14 protein-coding genes and 7 pseudogenes are annotated in these 17,091 nt (G+C 62.8%); 19 read left to right on the top strand and 2 right to left on the bottom strand.

Translation table 11 applies throughout. The annotated features are described in order from the left end of the window. From VMJ11_RS12935 to VMJ11_RS12870, 14 genes and pseudogenes are all read left to right on the top strand, one after another. Nucleotides 1-546: pseudogene (locus VMJ11_RS12935) on the top strand (IS5 family transposase); the annotation flags it as partial. A 12-nt stretch (nt 547-558) separates the two neighbouring features. Continuing rightward, nucleotides 559-843, top strand: a pseudogene (locus VMJ11_RS12930) (SfnB family sulfur acquisition oxidoreductase); the annotation flags it as partial. Between the two features lie 24 nt (nt 844-867). Then, nucleotides 868-1,926, top strand: a complete 1,059-nt coding sequence (locus VMJ11_RS12925) for a substrate-binding domain-containing protein (RefSeq protein ID WP_325619798.1) — start codon at nt 868-870, stop codon at nt 1,924-1,926. Nucleotides 1,927-2,184: 258 nt separating this feature from the next. Further along, entirely contained in the window at nt 2,185-3,135 is a 951-nt protein-coding gene (locus VMJ11_RS12920) for an aliphatic sulfonate ABC transporter substrate-binding protein (protein WP_325619799.1), read from the top strand. A 125-nt stretch (nt 3,136-3,260) separates the two neighbouring features. Further along, nucleotides 3,261-4,061 (top strand): ABC transporter permease, encoded by an 801-nt coding sequence (locus VMJ11_RS12915; protein ID WP_325619797.1) that lies wholly within the window; start codon nt 3,261-3,263, stop codon nt 4,059-4,061. Continuing rightward, entirely contained in the window at nt 4,058-4,849 is a 792-nt protein-coding gene (locus VMJ11_RS12910; RefSeq protein WP_325619796.1) for an ABC transporter ATP-binding protein, read from the top strand. The genes VMJ11_RS12915 and VMJ11_RS12910 overlap by 4 nt, the downstream gene beginning before the upstream one ends. A gap of 618 nt (nt 4,850-5,467) precedes the next feature. Then, a complete protein-coding gene (locus VMJ11_RS12905) occupies nt 5,468-6,844 on the top strand; it encodes an LLM class flavin-dependent oxidoreductase (protein WP_325619795.1) in 1,377 nt (458 codons plus the stop codon). Between the two features lie 42 nt (nt 6,845-6,886). Continuing rightward, complete coding sequence (locus VMJ11_RS12900) at nt 6,887-7,432, top strand: carboxymuconolactone decarboxylase family protein (protein WP_325619794.1); 546 nt, start codon at nt 6,887-6,889, stop codon at nt 7,430-7,432. A 22-nt stretch (nt 7,433-7,454) separates the two neighbouring features. After that, nucleotides 7,455-8,696 carry an ABC transporter substrate-binding protein gene (locus VMJ11_RS12895; RefSeq protein WP_325619793.1) on the top strand — a complete coding sequence of 414 codons (1,242 nt, stop codon included), beginning with the start codon at nt 7,455-7,457 and terminating at the stop codon, nt 8,694-8,696. A 51-nt stretch (nt 8,697-8,747) separates the two neighbouring features. Then, a pseudogene (locus tag VMJ11_RS12890) lies at nt 8,748-8,936 on the top strand (ATP-binding cassette domain-containing protein); the annotation flags it as partial. 52 nt (nt 8,937-8,988) lie between these two features. Then, entirely contained in the window at nt 8,989-9,465 is a 477-nt protein-coding gene (locus tag VMJ11_RS12885; protein ID WP_325619792.1) for an ATP-binding cassette domain-containing protein, read from the top strand. Beyond that, on the top strand, nt 9,462-10,208 hold the full coding sequence (locus tag VMJ11_RS12880; protein ID WP_325619791.1) for an ABC transporter ATP-binding protein: 747 nt from the start codon (nt 9,462-9,464) through the stop codon (nt 10,206-10,208). The genes VMJ11_RS12885 and VMJ11_RS12880 overlap by 4 nt, the downstream gene beginning before the upstream one ends. Nucleotides 10,209-10,220: 12 nt before the next feature. Beyond that, nucleotides 10,221-11,099 carry a branched-chain amino acid ABC transporter permease gene (locus tag VMJ11_RS12875; RefSeq protein WP_325619790.1) on the top strand — a complete coding sequence of 293 codons (879 nt, stop codon included), beginning with the start codon at nt 10,221-10,223 and terminating at the stop codon, nt 11,097-11,099. Between the two features lie 9 nt (nt 11,100-11,108). Next, entirely contained in the window at nt 11,109-11,999 is an 891-nt protein-coding gene (locus VMJ11_RS12870; protein ID WP_325619789.1) for a branched-chain amino acid ABC transporter permease, read from the top strand. A gap of 95 nt (nt 12,000-12,094) precedes the next feature. On the opposite strand, the pseudogene VMJ11_RS34600 reads toward VMJ11_RS12870, so the two are convergent. Beyond that, nucleotides 12,095-12,226: pseudogene (locus VMJ11_RS34600) on the bottom strand (IS6 family transposase); the annotation flags it as partial. A 28-nt stretch (nt 12,227-12,254) separates the two neighbouring features. Between VMJ11_RS34600 and VMJ11_RS12865 the strand changes: the two are divergent. Together VMJ11_RS12865 and VMJ11_RS12860 are read left to right on the top strand one after the other, a co-directional pair. After that, nucleotides 12,255-12,398 (top strand): annotated as a pseudogene (locus VMJ11_RS12865) (IS6 family transposase); the annotation flags it as partial. Between the two features lie 27 nt (nt 12,399-12,425). Beyond that, nucleotides 12,426-12,745: pseudogene (locus tag VMJ11_RS12860) on the top strand (DDE-type integrase/transposase/recombinase); the annotation flags it as partial. 46 nt (nt 12,746-12,791) lie between these two features. Here the strand turns inward: VMJ11_RS12860 and VMJ11_RS12855 are convergent. Beyond that, entirely contained in the window at nt 12,792-14,288 is a 1,497-nt protein-coding gene (locus VMJ11_RS12855) for an MFS transporter (RefSeq protein WP_325619788.1), read from the bottom strand. Between the two features lie 288 nt (nt 14,289-14,576). Between VMJ11_RS12855 and VMJ11_RS12850 the strand changes: the two genes are divergently transcribed. From VMJ11_RS12850 to VMJ11_RS12840, 3 genes and pseudogenes are all read left to right on the top strand, one after another. Then, the gene (locus tag VMJ11_RS12850) at nt 14,577-15,296 is read left to right on the top strand and encodes an IS6 family transposase (protein WP_325619787.1); all 720 of its coding nucleotides are present in this window, start codon (nt 14,577-14,579) and stop codon (nt 15,294-15,296) included. A 65-nt stretch (nt 15,297-15,361) separates the two neighbouring features. Continuing rightward, nucleotides 15,362-16,076 (top strand): annotated as a pseudogene (locus tag VMJ11_RS12845) (SIS domain-containing protein); the annotation flags it as partial. Between the two features lie 475 nt (nt 16,077-16,551). Further along, on the top strand, nt 16,552-17,091 hold a 540-nt coding region (locus tag VMJ11_RS12840), incomplete at its 3' end, for a porin (protein ID WP_325619786.1).

Genomic DNA, 17,091 nt, shown 5'->3' with positions numbered 1-17,091 from the left:
CGTGTTTACGGAGTTGCAGCGTGAGCAGATCGTTCGCGTCAGGATCGAAGCGGTCTCGCTGGATAGCACGGTGGTAAAGGTTCATCCTGATGGTACCGGCGCATTAAAAAAAACGGCCCCCAATCAATTGGAAAATCCGGTGGTGGATGGACCACCAAGATTCATATGGTTGCCGCGGATGCTCGAACAGCCATAACGTTCGCGCTGTCCCCCGGTCAGGCTGGCGATCAGCCAGAAGGACGCGCGCTGCTGCAAAACCTTGGGCGGACCAACCGACCACTGCACCTCATCATGGACAAGGCGTATGAAGGTGACGAGACACGGCAGCTCGCGCTCAACTTGGGTTTCATTCCCGTCGTTCCACCCAAAAGCAATCGCGTTGAACCATGGGAATATGATCGGGAAATGTACAAGCGCAGAAACGAAGTTGAGCGCCTGTTTCGCCGCCTCAAAGGCTTCCGCCGCATCTTTTCGCGGTTCGAAAAACTGGACGTGATGTTCCTCGCCTTTATCAATTTCGCGCTCATCGTCGATGGGCTCAGATAGTGTGAACAGGACCTAGACGAATTCGCGGCAAAGGGCGAGACGACGGAGGACGACGTGGCGCGCGCCTCGGTCGCCGTGGGCGAGGCGAAGGTGCTCACGACACAAGTCGCGCTGCTGGCTGGCGAGAAGCTGTTCGAGCTGGCCGGCACACAGTCGACGCTGGACGTGCACAACCTCGACCGCCACTGGCGCAACGCACGAACGCACACGCTGCACGATCCGGTGCGCTGGAAGTATCACCTCGTTGGCAATTACTACCTCAACGGCGTCAAGCCGGCACGTCACGCCTGGAACTAACCCCATCGCACAAACGGGAACGTCATGAAGACATCGATTCAACGACTCATTCGCAACGGCGCGTTCGCGCTCTGCACGGCAGGACTGTTCGGCACGCTGACGGCGCAGGCCGCCACCCTGGCGGGCGCCCCGGCGCCGTTCGACAAAGGCGGCGTCAAGATCGCGCTCGTTAATTATCTTTCCGAGGGTGACTTCTTCCAGGCCTACGAGGCGGGCGCGCAGAAGCAGGCGAAGGCGCTCGGCATCGACCTGCGCATTTACGAAGGGCGTCAGGACGCGGCAGAGCAGCGCGACCAGATCCAGCAGGCCATCAATCTGGGCGTGTCGGCGATCATCGTCAATCACGGCTTGCCCGAGTCGCTCAAGGACGTCGTGCAGCAGGCGCTCGACAAGGGCATCAAGGTCGTCGCGTTCGACGTCAATCTGGCCAATCCGAAGGTCCCGCAAATCGAGCAGAGCGACCATGACCTCGCTTCGCTGCTGCTGACGCAGGCCGTCAAGGACAATGGCAACGCGTTTTCGGCGGGCTATGTGTACGTAGCGGGCTTTGCGCCGCTCGACCGGCGCGACTCCGTCTGGCAGGCGTTCAAGCGCGAGCATCCGGGCGTCCAGGAAAAGGCGCGCTGGGGTACCACGGACAATCCCATCGCGCAGTCCGCTGCGAATCAGGCGGCCGCGGCCTATCGTGCCCACCCGGATATTCGCGTGATCATCGCTCCTTATGACGAATTCGCGCGCGGCGCCAATCTCGCGGCGAACGAATCGAATCTGGCGAACAAGCTGCGGATCTACAGCGCGGACATCTCGACGGCCGACATCGAGGCGATCCGCGCGCCGAACAGCGCGTGGGTTGCCACCGCGGCGACCAACCCCGCCGTGGTGGGCGCCGTGTCGGTGCGCGCCGCGGCGATCGACGTGGCGGGGCAGCCGCTCGACCATCACATCCTCGTGAAACCCGCGCTCGTCACGCGCGACGACCTCGTGAAGAACGATATCCACACCATCGCGGAACTGGGGGCGAAAATCCCGGCGTTCCGGGCCAGCGACGTGGCGACGGCAGCGTGGATTCCCGTCGATCAGTAAGCGGCTTTCGATCCAGCGCGGCGCGCGGAGATATTCATTGCGCTGCTTTCGATCTGACTGATTCTTGGTTCCGTTTCGCGGCTGTGCTTTCTATGCTGGCTGGTTCGATGAGTATGCCGCGTGGCGCACGCGGCCACTCACGCCACACGCTAAAAAAGGGGAAAGCACATGCAGAACCAATCGACGAAGACGCCGCTGCAGCGGCACGGCGAGCCGCTGCGCGCCTGGCGCAAGCTGGCCGCGCTGTGGCTGCTCGGCATGGTCGCGATGATCGCCGCGCCGTCATGGGCTGCCGCCGCCGCGCCAGAGGAACTCAAGATCGACTACGCGTACTATTCACCGGAAAGCCTGGTGATCAAACGCAATGGCTGGCTCGAGCAGGAGTTCGCGCCGGATCATACGCAGGTGCGCTGGGTGCTGAGCCTTGGCAGCAACCGTGCACTGGAGTACCTGAACAGCGGCGCGATCGATCTCGGCTCGACCGCCGGCCTCGCGGCCGTGCTCGGCAAGGCGAACGGCAATCCGATCAAGACCGTGTATATCTTCTCGCGCCCGGAGTGGACGGCGCTGGTCGTGCGCAAGGATTCGCCGCTGAAGTCGCTCGCCGACCTGAAGGGCAAGAAGATTGCCGCCACGAAGGGCACCGACCCTTACCTCTTCACGCTGCGCGCGCTGCACACGGTGGGCCTGACGAAGGATGACGTCGAGATCGTCAATCTCCAGCATCCGGATGGCCGCACGGCACTGATCAACGGTCAGGTCGATGCGTGGGCTGGGCTCGATCCCCACATGGCCGCCGCGGAAGTCGATAACGGCGCACGCCTGCTGTACCGCAACGTCAACTTCAATACGTGGGGCTTCCTGAACGTGCGCGAAGCGTTCCTGAAACAATACCCGGACACCGTCACGCGCGTGCTGAAGGTCTATGAGCGCGCGCGGGAGTGGATCGGCGCGCACCCCGACGAGGCGGCGCAAATCGTTTCCGAAGACTCGAAGGTGTCGCTCGCGGTCGCGAAGCTGCAGCTGAGCCGCAACGACTTCAGCCACCCGCAACCGGGTGCGGAACAGATCAAGGCGCTGGAAGCCGCCGCGCCGATCCTGGTCCAGGAGCAACTGGTCAAGCCGGGCACCGATCTGAACCACGTGATCGAGTCGCTGATCGACGCGCAGGCGGCGCAGCCGGCGCTGGCATCGGCGCAGCGTCAATAACCAGGCAGGCTGACATGGCAGTCGAAGAAGCCGCCGCACGTTTACTGGCACAGTCCAGCGAGGTTACGGCGGGTCGAAGGACTGAGGTTCCCGCGTATGGCGACACGCAACGCACCAGCGCTCCAGTGCGGGATTCGAGTGCCCCGCAAGAGCGTGCGCCGCGCGCCTGGCGCGTTGCGGGCGTGCTGCTGCCGGTCGCCTTCCTGCTTGTCGTGGAAGTTCTCGTGCGTGCGCAGGTGCTGCCGGACAATCTCGTGCCCGCGCCTTCGGAGATCGCGCAGGCGCTCTGGCAGCTCGGCGGCGCAACCCTGCTCAAGCACATCGTGCAGAGCACGGCGCGCGTGGCGGCCGGGTTCGCTTGCGGCGCGCTGCTCGCGGTGGTGGTCGGCGCGGCGATGGGCCTGAGCCGCCGGCTCGATGCGCTGCTCGATCCGAGTTTTCAGGCGTTGCGCGCGATTCCTTCGCTCGCGTGGGTGCCCGTGCTGCTGCTGTGGATGGGCATCGACGAAGCGCCAAAAATCACGCTCGTGGCGATTGGTGCGTTCTTTCCGGTGCATTTGAGCGTGCTATCGGGAGTCCGAAACGTCGATCGCAAGCTCGTCGAGCTGGGCACGGTCTATCGGCTGTCTTCGTGGCGCTTGTTCGTGCGCATCTTGCTCCCGGCTGCGCTGCCGCATATCTTCACCGGCCTGCGCACGGGGCTGGCGGTCTCCTGGATGTTCGTCGTCGCGGCCGAACTGATCGCCGCCACGCGCGGGCTCGGCTATCTCCTGAGCGACGGCCGCGAGACGGGCCGGCCCGATATCGTATTTGGCGCCATCATCCTGCTCGGATTGCTCGGCAAGCTGACCGACAGCGCGATGAAGACGCTTGAGGCGCACGTGCTCGCCTGGCGCGATACGAGTGTCGAGGGCGTGCGCACATGATGGCGGCTTCGTTGACCAGCACGGCGCGCGAGCCGCGCCCGTATGCGCCCCTCGTCGATATCGACATTCGCGTAAAGCACTACGGCGAGCGGCCGATTCTCGACAGCCTGCGCCTCACGATCGCGCCCGGCGAGATCGTGGCTCTGCTCGGCCCGAGCGGCTGCGGCAAGAGTACGTTGCTGCGCATTGCGGCGGGGCTGGATCGCGACTACGCGGGCACCGTTTCGTACAACGGCGAAGTGCAGCGCGGGCCGTCGCCGCTCGCGGGCGTGATCTTTCAGGAGCCGCGCCTGCTGCCATGGCTGCGCGTGGCCGATAACGTGTGCTTTCCGCAGCGCGCTCGCGGCGACGCGCTTGACCGCGCGAGGTCGCTGCTCGAGGAGGTCGGCTTGCGGGACGAAGACGGCGCGCTTTGGCCCAAGCATCTCTCGGGCGGCATGGCCCAGCGCGTGGCGATTGCGCGCGGGTTGTTCACGCAGCCGCAACTGCTGTTGCTCGACGAGCCGTTCAGCGCCGTCGACGCGATGACGCGCATGCGCCTTCAGGATCTGCTGCTCGCTATCGTGGACGCCCATCGCACGGCCGCGCTCGTCGTCACGCACGATATCGACGAGGCGCTCCATCTGGCCGACCGGATCGTCTTGCTGGAACCTGCCGGCGGCGCGAGGACACGACCTGCCAGCCGCATTTTCGAAGTGGGCGGCGCGCGTCCGCGCCGGCGCGAGGACATGGGCCACTCGGTGTTGCGCAGGATCCTGCTGGAGGGGCTGGAAACGTTGGTGCGATGAAGGACCGATGCCGCCGCTCACACGCACGCGCGCATCTGGCGCGACATGGCTGCCATGAAAAATCTGGATCTCGAACTTCTGCGCACCTCCGTGGCTGCGGCCGATGCGCGCAGCTTCGCCAGCGCGGGTTCTTGCGAAAGAGCGGCACGCCCACGAGCGTCTCGAGCGGCTGCATCTGCTGGCTGACAGCCGCCTGGCTGCGGCCCGTACGTACAGCCCAGCATCTTCGGACGGCTGGCCATCGCTGCGCTCGACGCGGCGCGCATGCGTTGGCGCGAAGCATGCGTTGGCGCGAAGCATACGTGGCGTCGAATCTGCTGGGCGTGGAGGCGGCGCTTCGCGCGCAATCCGGCGTCTCGGCGGGCAGTGTCGCAGTAAGGCACTGCGGTAGAAATCGCCTCTCCAACTACATAAAGACCGCGCGTTTGCCGCGCATGGCCGTGTGCTTGGCATGAATCTCGAAACGCTGGGCACGGAATTGCGACGATGCAGATTTTATATGCGAAATCGTACGTTGCTTTTGATGAAATGCTCGATAAGCAAATGAATAGAGCGTCGTTCTCCTGGTAAAAAGCGGGCAATACAATCGGCTGTTTCACTCGCCGGCCCTTGTCAGCCATGCCTCGCCAGATCCGTCTGAATGCTTTCATGATGAATTGTGTCGGGCATCTCGCACCCGGACAGTGGACCGGACCCACCGACAATTCAATTGGCTACCTCGATACCGGCTACTGGGTCGAACTCGCAAAAGTGCTGGAACGCGGATTGTTCGACGGACTTTTCCTTGGCGACGTGACCGGCATCTACGACGTTTTCGGCGACAGCGCCGCAGCCGCTGTACGCAACGCCGCGCAGGTACCGATGAACGATCCCGTCCCGCTCATTCCGCTGATGGCGCACGCCACGAAGTCCCTCGGCTTTGGCGTGACGGTTTCGGTCGCCTATGAAGCTCCCTATCTGCTTGCACGACGTTTCACGACGCTCGATCATCTTACGAAAGGACGTGTCGCCTGGAACATCGTTACGTCGTATCTGCAAAGTGGTGCCCGCAGTCTCGGCCAGACGCAACTGCGCGCGCACGACGAACGCTACGATCGCGCCGACGAGTTCCTGGAAGTTTGCTACAAGCTGTGGGAGGGGAGTTGGGAGGACGGGGCGGTGAAGCGGGACACGGCGCGAGGCATCTACGCCGACCCGGAACAGGTTCGCCCGATCGTGCACAACGGCCGCTATTTCCAGAGCGAAGGCATCTTCCAGTGCGAGCCGTCGCCGCAGCGCACGCCTTTGCTGTTTCAGGCCGGCGGCTCCACGCGCGGTACGCAGTTCGCCGCGAAGCACGCGGAATGTATCTTCGTTGGCGCGCCCACGCGCAACGGTCTTCGCAAGTCAGCACAGGCGATCCGCACGGCACTCGCGGATGCGGGACGCGCGCCCGGCAGCGCGTTGCTGTTCGCGATGTGTACCGTAATCGTCGACGAAACGGCGGAACGCGCGCAGGCGCGTTACGAAGCCTACCGTCAACGCGCGAGCTATGAGGGCGCGCTGGCGCTGCTTTCGGGCTGGATGGGAATCGATCTGTCGCGTTACAAGCTCGAGGATACGCTGCACTATGTCGATACGGATGCTGGCCAGTCCGCGCTCGCGTCGTTCAGCAAGCTCGATCCGGATCGCGAATGGACGGTGCGTGACGCGGTCGAGTTCGTGACGATCGGCGGACGCGGTGCGGTAGTCGTCGGCGATGCCGCGCAGGTCGCGGACGAATTGCAGTCGCTCGTGGAGGAAACCGGCATCGACGGCTTCAATCTCGCGTGGGTCGAGTCTCCACGCACGTTCCACGATGTCGTGGATTACCTCGTGCCCGAACTGCAGCGGCGCGGTGCATACAAAACCGCCTATGAAGAAGGCACGTTGCGCGAGAAGTTGCTCGGGCAGGGTGCGTATCTCGAAGCGCCGCACGTGGGCGCGAGCTTCCGCGTCGAATCCGGCGCACACTGAAAACGAACGCTTCACCAACCTCCTTTCACGGCAGAACCCCATATGCCCCGCGTCAGCGAACCCGATCCCTCCGCCCTGTCCTCCGGACTGCGTGAACTCTTCGATGCGTTTACCGGTAACGGGGCGCACTTTGCCGATCAGTTCTCCGTGCTCTCGCACGTAGGGCCCGCGGTCGAGCATTTGCCGCGCATGCTGCTTGAACTGAAGACGCGAAATGCTGTGCCGTACCGCTACATCGAAATGGCGATCGTCGTGGTCTCGCTGCTGAACGATTGCGAGTACTGCGTGAGCAATCACGCTCCGCGTCTCGCCATCGAAGGCGTGAGCGAGGCGGGCGCACGCTCGTTGCTCGACTATCAGGATCATCCGGAACTGGATGCCATCGACAAGCTGGTGGTGGAATACGCGATCGCGGTGACCAACGCGCCGCAGCGCATTCGCGACCATGTATTCGAGCGTCTGCGCGAGCACTTCAGCGAGGCGCAGATCGTCGAACTGACCTTGCGCATAGCGCTGTGCGGCTTCTTCAACCGTTTCAATCAGGCGCTGCAGATCGGCGAAGACCCGACTGCCGTGCATCCGGCCTAACCGCTTCTTTTCACCGTTCGTCATGTCCGATTCCTCCTTCGATCGCCGTGCATTTCTGGGCGTGGCGAGCGCCGCGTTCGCCGCGCTTGCCGCTCCGCGTCTCGCATTTTCACAGGACCGTGGTCCTATCCGCATCGGGCTTCTCGCGCCGCTCACCGGCGCGGGAGGCGCGTATGGCGAAGGCATGGTCAGCGCCGCGAAAAAGGCTGCGGACTTCATCAACAATGAGGGCGGCGGTGTGCTGGGCGGCCGCAAGATCGAGATCCTCGTCGAAGACGACGAAAGCAATCCGACCGCGGGCGTCGCGGCCGCGCGCAAGCTGCTCGACGTGTCGAAGGTGGTGGCCATCACAGGCGTGTGGAGCAGCGCGGTTGCGATGGCGATCAAGCCGCTCACCATCGAAAAGGGTGTGCCGCTGTTCGTGACCGGCTCCGGCGACGAAGTCACGCAAGGCGACAACAAGGGCCTCGTGTGGCGCTTCCAGGCGCGTGGCACCGACTGGGGCACGGTATTTGCGCGCGCCGCGCTGAAGGATGGCGCGCATACGGCGTCGGTGCTCGCGCTGCAGACGCCATTCACGCTGAGCATGGTGAACCCGTTCGTCGATACCTTCACAAAGGGCGGCGGCAAGATTCTCGACGTCGTGTATTACAACCCGAATCAGGCTTCATATCGCGCGGAAGTGGAGAAGGTGTTCGGCAGGAAGCCCGATGCCGTGTTTCTGCCGAGCTATCTGCCGGACCTGTCGGCGCTCGCTCGCGAAGTCTATCGCAGCGGCTTCAGCGATACGCGTATCTATGCGAATTCGTCTGCGGCGGATGCGGAAGGCGCGTTCATCAAGAACGTCGGCAAGAGCGTGGCCGAGGGCATTCATCATATTCAGTCGATTCCGCCCGCGAGTTCGACCGCGTACAAGACCTTCGCGCAGCAGGCGGGCATTCCGGCGAGCACGCTTGCGATCTTTCCGTCCAACGTGTGGGACGAGATTTCGGTGCTGGCGCTCGCGATCGAACGCGCGGGCAGCGCTGACCCCGCCGTGTTCGCGAAGTCCATTTTGCCGGTCGTCAACGGCACGGGGCCGAATCCCAAAGCGGTCGAGAATCCGGTCGATGGCCTCAAGGCGCTGCGCGCGAAGCAGGCGATCGCATACAGCGGCGCGGGGTCGAGTTTCCGTTTCACGCCGACCGGCGATCAGCTCAACCGCGAGTACGGGCACTTCGTCATCAAGAACGGCACGAATCAACTGGTCGACACGCTCAGATGAACGACGACATCGTGTTGACATGCGGAGCATGTCAGCGTCTCTTTCGGTGGCGTGCACGCCCTCGACGACGCATCGCTCAGTCTGCGTGCCGGTCAGATCACCGGGCTGGTCGGGCCAAACGGCGCGGGCAAGTCGAGTCTCTTCAATGTGCTAGCGGGCACGTTGCGCCCGCAGCGCGGCACAGTGATGCTCCACGGGCGCGACATCACGCGGCTCGCGGTACATGCGCGCGCGCATGCGGGCATCGGGCGCACCTTTCAGCTGTCACGCGAATTGGATAGCCATCTCCGTGATGGAGAATCTGTTGCTTGCCGCGCCCGCGCAGCGCGGCGAAAAGTTTGTGGGCGCACTGTTCTCGCGACGCAGTGTGCAGCGCGCCGAGGAGCTGGCAGCGGAACAGGCGCTGTCGCTGCTCGCGCGCGTGCGCCTGACGCATTTGGCCGACGAACCGGCGGGCGTCCTGTCGGGCGGACAGAAGAAACTGCTGGAACTGTGCCGCGCGCTGATGCTCGAACCGGCCATCATGTTGCTCGACGAACCCGCCGCTGGCGTCAATCCCTCGCTCATCGGCGAACTCGGTGAGTTCATTCTCGAACTGCGCAACGAAGGCATGACTTTCGGCATCGTCGAGCACAACATGGAATTGATGGCGGCGCTGTGCGATCACGTTTATGTGCTCGCCGAAGGCCGCGTGTTGACACAAGGCACGTTCGACGCCGTCACCGCCGATGCGCGCGTGCAGGAAGCCTGGCTCGGAGCGCCGGCATGAGCGCGGCGCTGTCACTGCGACGCGTACATGCAGGTTACGCCGGGAAGGACATTCTTCATGGCGTGGATATCGAGCTGGAGCAGGGCGGCGCGCTCACTGTCGTCGGGCCGAACGGCTCGGGCAAGTCGACGCTCCTCAAGGCGGTGGTCGGGCTTCTGACGCTGTCACGCGGATCGATCGCGCTGGATGGCAAGCCCGTCGAAGCGTTGAATGCGCTCGCGCGCTCACGTCTCGGGCTCGCGTATGTGCCGCAGGAGCGCAACGTCTTCGCGAATCTCACCGTCGGCGACAATCTGCGGCTCGGCTGGGAGTTTCTGCATCCGCGCATGGAGGCATCCGCGTGGCGCGATCGTCTCGATTACGTTCTGCAGCTCTTTCCGGAGATCCGCGACCGGCTTTCGGTGAGCGCCGGCTTGTTGAGCGGCGGCCAGCGCCAGATGGTGGCGATCGCGTCCGCGCTGATGCAGACGCCTTCGCTGCTGGTGCTGGACGAGCCTTCAGCGGGCCTCTCGCCGCGCAACGCGGCACTTCTGTTCGAATCGATCGCGCGGACGCGCGCGACGGGCATCACGCTGTTGATGATCGAACAGAACGTGAAGCTGGGCCTCGCGGTAGCTGATCGAGGCCTCGTGCTCGTCGCGGGACAGGTGCGCCTTCTCGCGCCGGCGCATGAACTGCTTACCGATGACCGGCTGCATCGTCTTTACCTCGGCACGCAGCCCGGCGTGCCCGTGACTCACTAATTCCCGCCCACCATGCTGCAGATCCTTTTCAACGGCCTGGTTTCCGGGCTGCTCGTCGCGCTGCCGGCGCTGGCGCTGGCACTGAGCTTCAGCATTCTGCGTTTCGCGAACTTCGCGCTCGGCGCGATGCTGACGCTTGGCGCCTACGTCATCTACTTCTTCAATGTCGTGCTCGGATGGCCGATCCAGTTCGCGGCGCTGGTTGGCATCCCGCTCGGCGGACTGATTGCGGTTGCGGTCGACTGGCTGGTCTATCTCCCGTTGCGCGGCCGCTCCGGGGTAACGCTGCTGGTCGCGAGCATGGGTGTCGCGCTGGTCATGGAAAACGCGGTGCGCTTCGCGGCGGGCGGAACGCCGCTGGGATACGACGTGGAGCCGGCGCGGCCGACGCGCTTCCCGTCGCTCGACGTACTCGGCGGCTTGCGCGTGAATCACGAACAGTGGCTGATTGCCGCGGTCGGTCTCAGCAGTCTCGTCGTCGTCTGGGCGCTGTTCAGCTATTCGCGTCTCGGACGGGCGATGCGGGCGGTCGCGGACAACGCTGCACTTGCTGCGGTGCGAGGCGTCTCGCTCAACCGGACGGTGGCCGCGATGTGGTTCGTGAGCGGCGCGCTCGCCACTGCCGGCGGGCTGCTCATCGGGCTTGACGCGACGCTCGATCCGCAAATGGGCTGGAACTACCTGTTGCCGGTGTTCGCCGCGGCGATTCTCGGCGGCATCGACAAGCCGATGGCCGCCGTGTTCGGCGCGCTCGTGATGGGCGTGGCGTCCGAACTCTCGACGCTCGTCATCCCGTCGCACTACCGCACCGTCGTCGCTTTTGGCGTACTGGCCGCGTTGCTGCTCGTACGCCCTTGGGGCGTGTTCGGGCAAGCGCGCGTTACTCGATAGGTCAAGGACATGGCGCCGTATTTCCTTTCTCTGATGATGCTGATCGCGATCGCGGGAATCGCAGCGCTCGGGCTGAACGTGCAATGGGGCCTGACTGGCCTCGTCAACTTCGGGCTCTTCGGCTTCTACATGTTCGCGGCGTACGTTTGCGCGCACCTCACGAAGAGCAGCTTCGACCCCTGGCTCGCGATGGTCGTCGCAGTCGTCCTTACCGCGTTGGCGAGCGCGTGTGTCAGCCTCATCTCGATCCGCCTCTCCGACGACTATCTCGCGATCGTCACGCTTGGTGCGGCGGAATGTCTGAAGCTCGTGGTGATCCATGAAGAATGGCTCACGCGCGGAAGCCTCGGCATCTCGAACATCGCGCGGCCGGTCGCTGGCGACGCACCGCTTCTGCTCCTGACGCTCGCGTTGCTCGGGGGCGTGTTCGTGTTGTTCGAACTCGTTGCGCGCGCACCGCTCGGGCGTGCAGCCCGCGCGATTCGTGACGATCCCCTGGTAGCCGCGACGCTCGGCAAGCACGTGCTGGCGCTGCGGCTGCGTCTGTTCGCGCTGGGTGGCGGCGCGATCGGGCTAGCGGGTTGCCTGCACGCCTTCTACTACCAGTACATCGATCCGACGCAATTCGGTCCTATACTCACCGCCTATGCATTCATGAACGTGATCATCGGCGGCAGGGGCAGCAATCGCGGCATACTGCTCAGCACGTTCACGGTGGTGCTGCTGCTCGAGGGCACGCGATTCCTGAACGACTATGTGGCGTGGTTGTCGTCGAGCCAGCTCGCGGCGTTGCGGCTCATGCTGGTCGGACTGGGGCTGATACTCGCGCTGATTTTTAAGCCCGAGGGTTTTGTGCGCGAATACCGGCTCAAGGTCGGTCGCAGTTCGGGCGCTTCGTAGACCTGGCTTGACGTTGGGGGATAACATACCAGGTCCTGCGGGTTCTGGTGCATACAGCGGGTGAAACTGAGGCGTATCCGATACATAAGGATACCTTATTTGTTGAAAAGGACAGCATTCCAGACGGCGGGTGCAGTAGTATCCTTGAGTCCGAGAGTGCGGAGATCGAACTGACCCTTTCGGATTCGGTGCATCAACTCGATGCCTGAAATCGGCTTCGTAAGGTTGACGGGGATGCGGCGGTAGAATGAGGCGATGAAGAAGGCAAAATCACTTTACCACGGCCATTGCTTTCTTGCGGTCGTCATCAGTTGCGCGGTTTGGTGGTATTTCCGGTTCAGCCTGAGCCTGCGCTACATCGAAGAGTTGTTGCTCCAGCGTCGTGTCGTGGTCACCTACTAAACGATCCGTTGCGGGTGCGACAAGTTCGATGCGGGATTCGATCAGAATAGTGAACCCGAAACGATTACCGTGGACAAGAGCGGCACCAATCTGGCTGCGCTGGAAGCCATCAATGCCGAGCGCGAAACGCCCATCAAGATCCAGCAGACGAAGTATTTGAACAATATCATCGAACAGAACCACTGCGCGATCAAGCGGTGTACCCGCCCCATGCTCGGGTTCAAGAGTTTCCGGTGCGCACGCATCCTGCTCGGTGGCATCGAGCTGGCTCATATGATCGCCAAGGGGCGGATGGAAAAAACGGCGCCCGACAAACATTTTCTGAGCAGTTCTATTCGCTGATAGTGTTAGTAATCCTATTCATATCAAGATTCGCTCAACCCGCAATCGTTATTGCGACAAAACCCGTTCCGACGCGCTCGCCGTCGCGTAGTCCTCGCTGTCGATGTCGTAGCCTGAGGGCTCCCAGCGGATAGCTAACAGCACCAGCAGTGACGTGAGGGGCGCTATGGCGATCACCCAAAACACCTTGGTACCGAGCGCGGCCGCGAGGATCGGGAACAGGAACAGCGACACTGTGGACGCCGAGCGCACGAGCGTCTGGTTGAAGCCCACACCGATCCCGCGCAGCGACGTGGGATAGCTGAGCGTCGCATAAGTCATCGAGTGTGAACCCGGGCCAAAACCCTGACCGAAGAGATAGCCGCCGAGCAACAGGATGGCGAGCGCCACGAACAGCCCATTGGCCGGGTGTCCGATCAGCGCGAGCCCTACGAGCGCAGTTACCTGCAGCGCATGGCCGAGCACGGTCATCTTCCACGCGCCTACGGTCGGCGCGGTCCGCACCCCGATGATGCCGCCGACGCACGCGAACAGCAGGTTCAGCGTCAGCGAAGCGATGATCGTGGTGAGCGGTCCCTGCTTGAGAAAGCTAGCGATGATGACGGGCAAGCCGAAGATGATCGCGTTGTAGCCAAACGACGAAGCCGCGCCGATGGTGGCGGCGAGTATCGTACGACGCCGATAGTTGCGGTTGAACAGCACCGCATAGTTGCGCCAGGAGGCCGAGCGCGGCCGCTCGCGCACCGTTTCGTCGCGCTCGACGGCGACATCGACGCCATAGGAGCGTTTGAGGATCTGCGCGGCGCGTTCCAGATCGCCCTGATTCGCGGCCCACACCGGAGACTCGCTGATATAGCGGCTGCGTACGAGAATGATCACGAGCGCGGGCACGGCGCCGAAGGCAAGCGTGAGGCGCCAGAGCCAGTCCGAATGATGAGCGGGCAGGATGGCGTAGAGGCCGAGTATCAGCAGATAGCAGGTACTCGTGGCCGCATACCAGGCGGGGCACCATGCGGCAACGGACGCGGCTTTGTTGCCCTTGCCCGCTACGCGCGAGAACTCGGCGAGAAAGGCCATGGCCACCGGCAGGTCGAGGCCTACGCCGAAGCCCATGAGGAAACGCGCGCCGCCCAGCACCCAGGCGTTGGGCGCGAGCCCGGCGGCAATGGCCGCGACGACGAAGAACAGCATGTCGGCCATGAACACGCGGTAACGCCCGATGCGGTCGGTCAAGTAGCCGCCAAACAGCGCACCGAGAATCGCCCCGAACGTGATCGCCGAGGAAACGAAGCCTACCTGCACAGGCGAAAGCGAGAATTGCCGCGCGATGTCCTTGATACCGTAGGCGAGCGACGTGAGATCGTAGGCGTCGAGAAAGACGCCGCCCAGCGCGATGGCGATGACGATCCGAGCTTTGCTGCCCTGTGCGGCGCCCGTACTGACAATGCGGGCCACGTCCTGGGCCGAGCGAATGACGGTATTCCGCGGTGGCGCTTCGGCCGCGGCGGCGTCTTGCCCGTGGGTCGGGATGGCGATTGTAGACATGTTGAAAGCCGGTTGATGATCGCAATCGCTGCATCGTAGTGACAGCGCCGCGCCCCTCAAACCAACGTTTTCAGCTATGCAATTCGGCAATTCGGCAATTCCGCAGTACCGCTCGGGCCCTATGCACATTTCGTTGGGTCTTGTCGCGATAACGAGGATAGGACGGGGAAGTGTCAATATAATTAGGAATGTTTATCTATCGAGAGAATAGAACTGCTGAGGGCTGTGGTGCAAACAGCGACCAACGAATCGGTTAGAGTGGCGGGCTGACCAATTTGAGGCCCCGCGATGAGCAAACTGAAGAATCTGGACGGGCTGTTCGCAGGACGCCACTTTGACCGCGACGTGATCATTCTTGGTGTGCGCTGGTGTCTGCGCTACAAACTCAGCCTGCGCGATCTCGTCGAGATGATGGCTGAGAGAGGGTTGTCGCTTGCGCACACGACGATCCTGCGTTGGGTGCGTTGCTATGCACCCGAGTTCGTCAAACGCTGGAATCATTTTGCCAGGCCGGCAGGACGGTCGTGGCGGATTGACGAGAAGTACCTGAAGATCCGGGGAAAATGGGTTTATCTATATCGTGCGGTCGATCGGGACGGCCAGACGGTAGACTTCATGCTCAGGGCAAAGCGCGATGTGGCGGCTGCAAAAGCGTTTTTCAGCAAGGCGATCAGACATCAGGGTCGGCCGCCGGAGACGGTTACGCTTGATGGCTATGCCGCCTCGCACAGGGCCGTACGTGAAATGAAGCTTGATGGCCTGCTCCCCGAGGACACGAAGGTGCGCTCTTCGAAATACCTCAATAATCTGATCGAACAGGACCATCGAAACATCAAATCCAGAACGAACGTGATGCTCGGGTTCAAACGATTCAGAAATGCCGCTACCACGATTTCAGGCTTCGAGTTGATGCATCGCATTCGCAAGGGGAAGTTCGACCTCTCAGCCCTCGCGCTCGAGGATATTGCTGCTCCCTACGTCTGGAATGCTGTCCTCTTCAATCGATAAGGTATCGATAGCTATGAGAGGCTATATAAGGTATCGCGGACACACCACCTATTTGCACCGGATCCGCGGTGTGCAACGTGGCGACGAGCGCGATGGTGCGCCTCACGGAACTCAAGTTCCTCACGCACGCAGGGCGAGAGATCGGCGTGGCTTCGACGAAGGCGTTCACGACGCAACGCGTCGGCCTGTTCATTCTGGCCGTCACGCTCGGCAAGCTGCGCGCGCACGTAAGCGCGGAGCAGGAAGCCAGGTACCTGAAGCTGCTGCGCCACCTGCCGGCCGCGCTCAACGGCGTGCTCCCGCTGGAGCCGCAGATCATCGCGTGGCCCGAGGAGTTCGCGCGCAAGGAAGACGCGCTTTTCCTCGGCCGCGGGCTGCACTATCCGATCGCGCTCGAAGGCGCGCTCAAGCTCAAGGAAATCTCGTACATCCACGCCGAGGCGTATCCGGCGGGCGAGCTCAAGCACGGGCCGCTCGCGCTCGTCACCGAGGCGATGCCGGTGGTGACCGTCGCGCCGTACGGCGCGCTGCTCGAAAAGCTCAAGTCGAACATGCAGGAAGTGCGCGCGCGGTGGCCACATCTACATGTTTGCGGATTCGGACACCCACATCACGAGCGAAGACGGCATCCACGTGATCCGCATGCCGGAGCACTATGGCCTGCTTTCGCCGATCCTGCACGTGGTGCCGCTGCAACTGCTCGCGTATCACACGGCGTGTGTGCGCGGCACCGATGTGGACAAGCCACGCAATCTCGCGAAGTCGGTGACGGTTGAATAACTGACCAGTACTCCCTGAGGTTCTTTTGATCCCCCGGAATGGCGAAACATGACGGCCGTAGTTGATGCGTTACTCGTCCAGCATATCTCTGGGCAATGGCGCGATGTCCTGATCGCGCTCGCCGCAGAGTTTGAGTCACAGCTGAACCACCGGGAGTAGCAGAAACGGGAATCAAAAAAGTCGATTAAGCGAGAAATCGAAAAAGCTTGGCACGAATTTTTATAAGGCCAACTTCGGCGCTCCACCGGTTTGAGGAGTGGCAAAAATCGGCCGCAAACCCAATGACGGCGGGCTTCGCGCGAAAGTCTCCGGGCGTGCAAGGCGCGTGTCGCATTCACACAACAGAATCACGACAATTTTCCTCCATCGCCTTACTCTCCCATCCTTTTCATTATCGACCCTTAGATTGCAGCCCGTCGATGAACCGGCCCATTAGCGGCCGGGGTAGTGAACTTTCCTTTACCCGGAGCAACAGTTGAAAAAGAAGTTTCTGACCACCGCTATCCTCGCCACGATCGCCGGCGCGGCCCACGCACAAAGCAGCGTCACGCTGTACGGCTCGATCGACGCCGGTATCAGCTATAACAGCCACGTAAAGAACGCGACGGGCGGCAGCAGCAGCCTGTGGCAGTACGGCGACGGCGTGGCGCAAGGCAGCCGATGGGGCCTGCGCGGCGCGGAAGACCTGGGCGGCGGCCTGAAGGCGATCTTCGTGCTCGAAAACGGCTTCAACAGTGGCACCGGCGCGGCAGGCCAGGGCGGCGCACTGTTCGGCCGTCAAGCCTTCGTCGGCCTCACGAAGGACACGATCGGCTCGCTGACGTTCGGCCGTCAATACTCGTTCAGCACCGACGTGCTCGGCTCGCTGTACTCGACCGGCGGCAACACGGTTTCGGGTAACTGGGCATACCACTTCAACGACATCGACCAGCTGACCTCGAGCCGCATCAACAACTCGGTCAAGTTCCAGAGCGTCAACATCTCGGGCTTCACGTTCGGCGGCCTGTATGGCTTC

Source organism: Paraburkholderia sp., from assembly GCF_035501035.1.
Lineage (GTDB): Bacteria > Pseudomonadota > Gammaproteobacteria > Burkholderiales > Burkholderiaceae > Paraburkholderia.
This window is presented reverse-complemented; position numbering and strand designations above follow the sequence as displayed.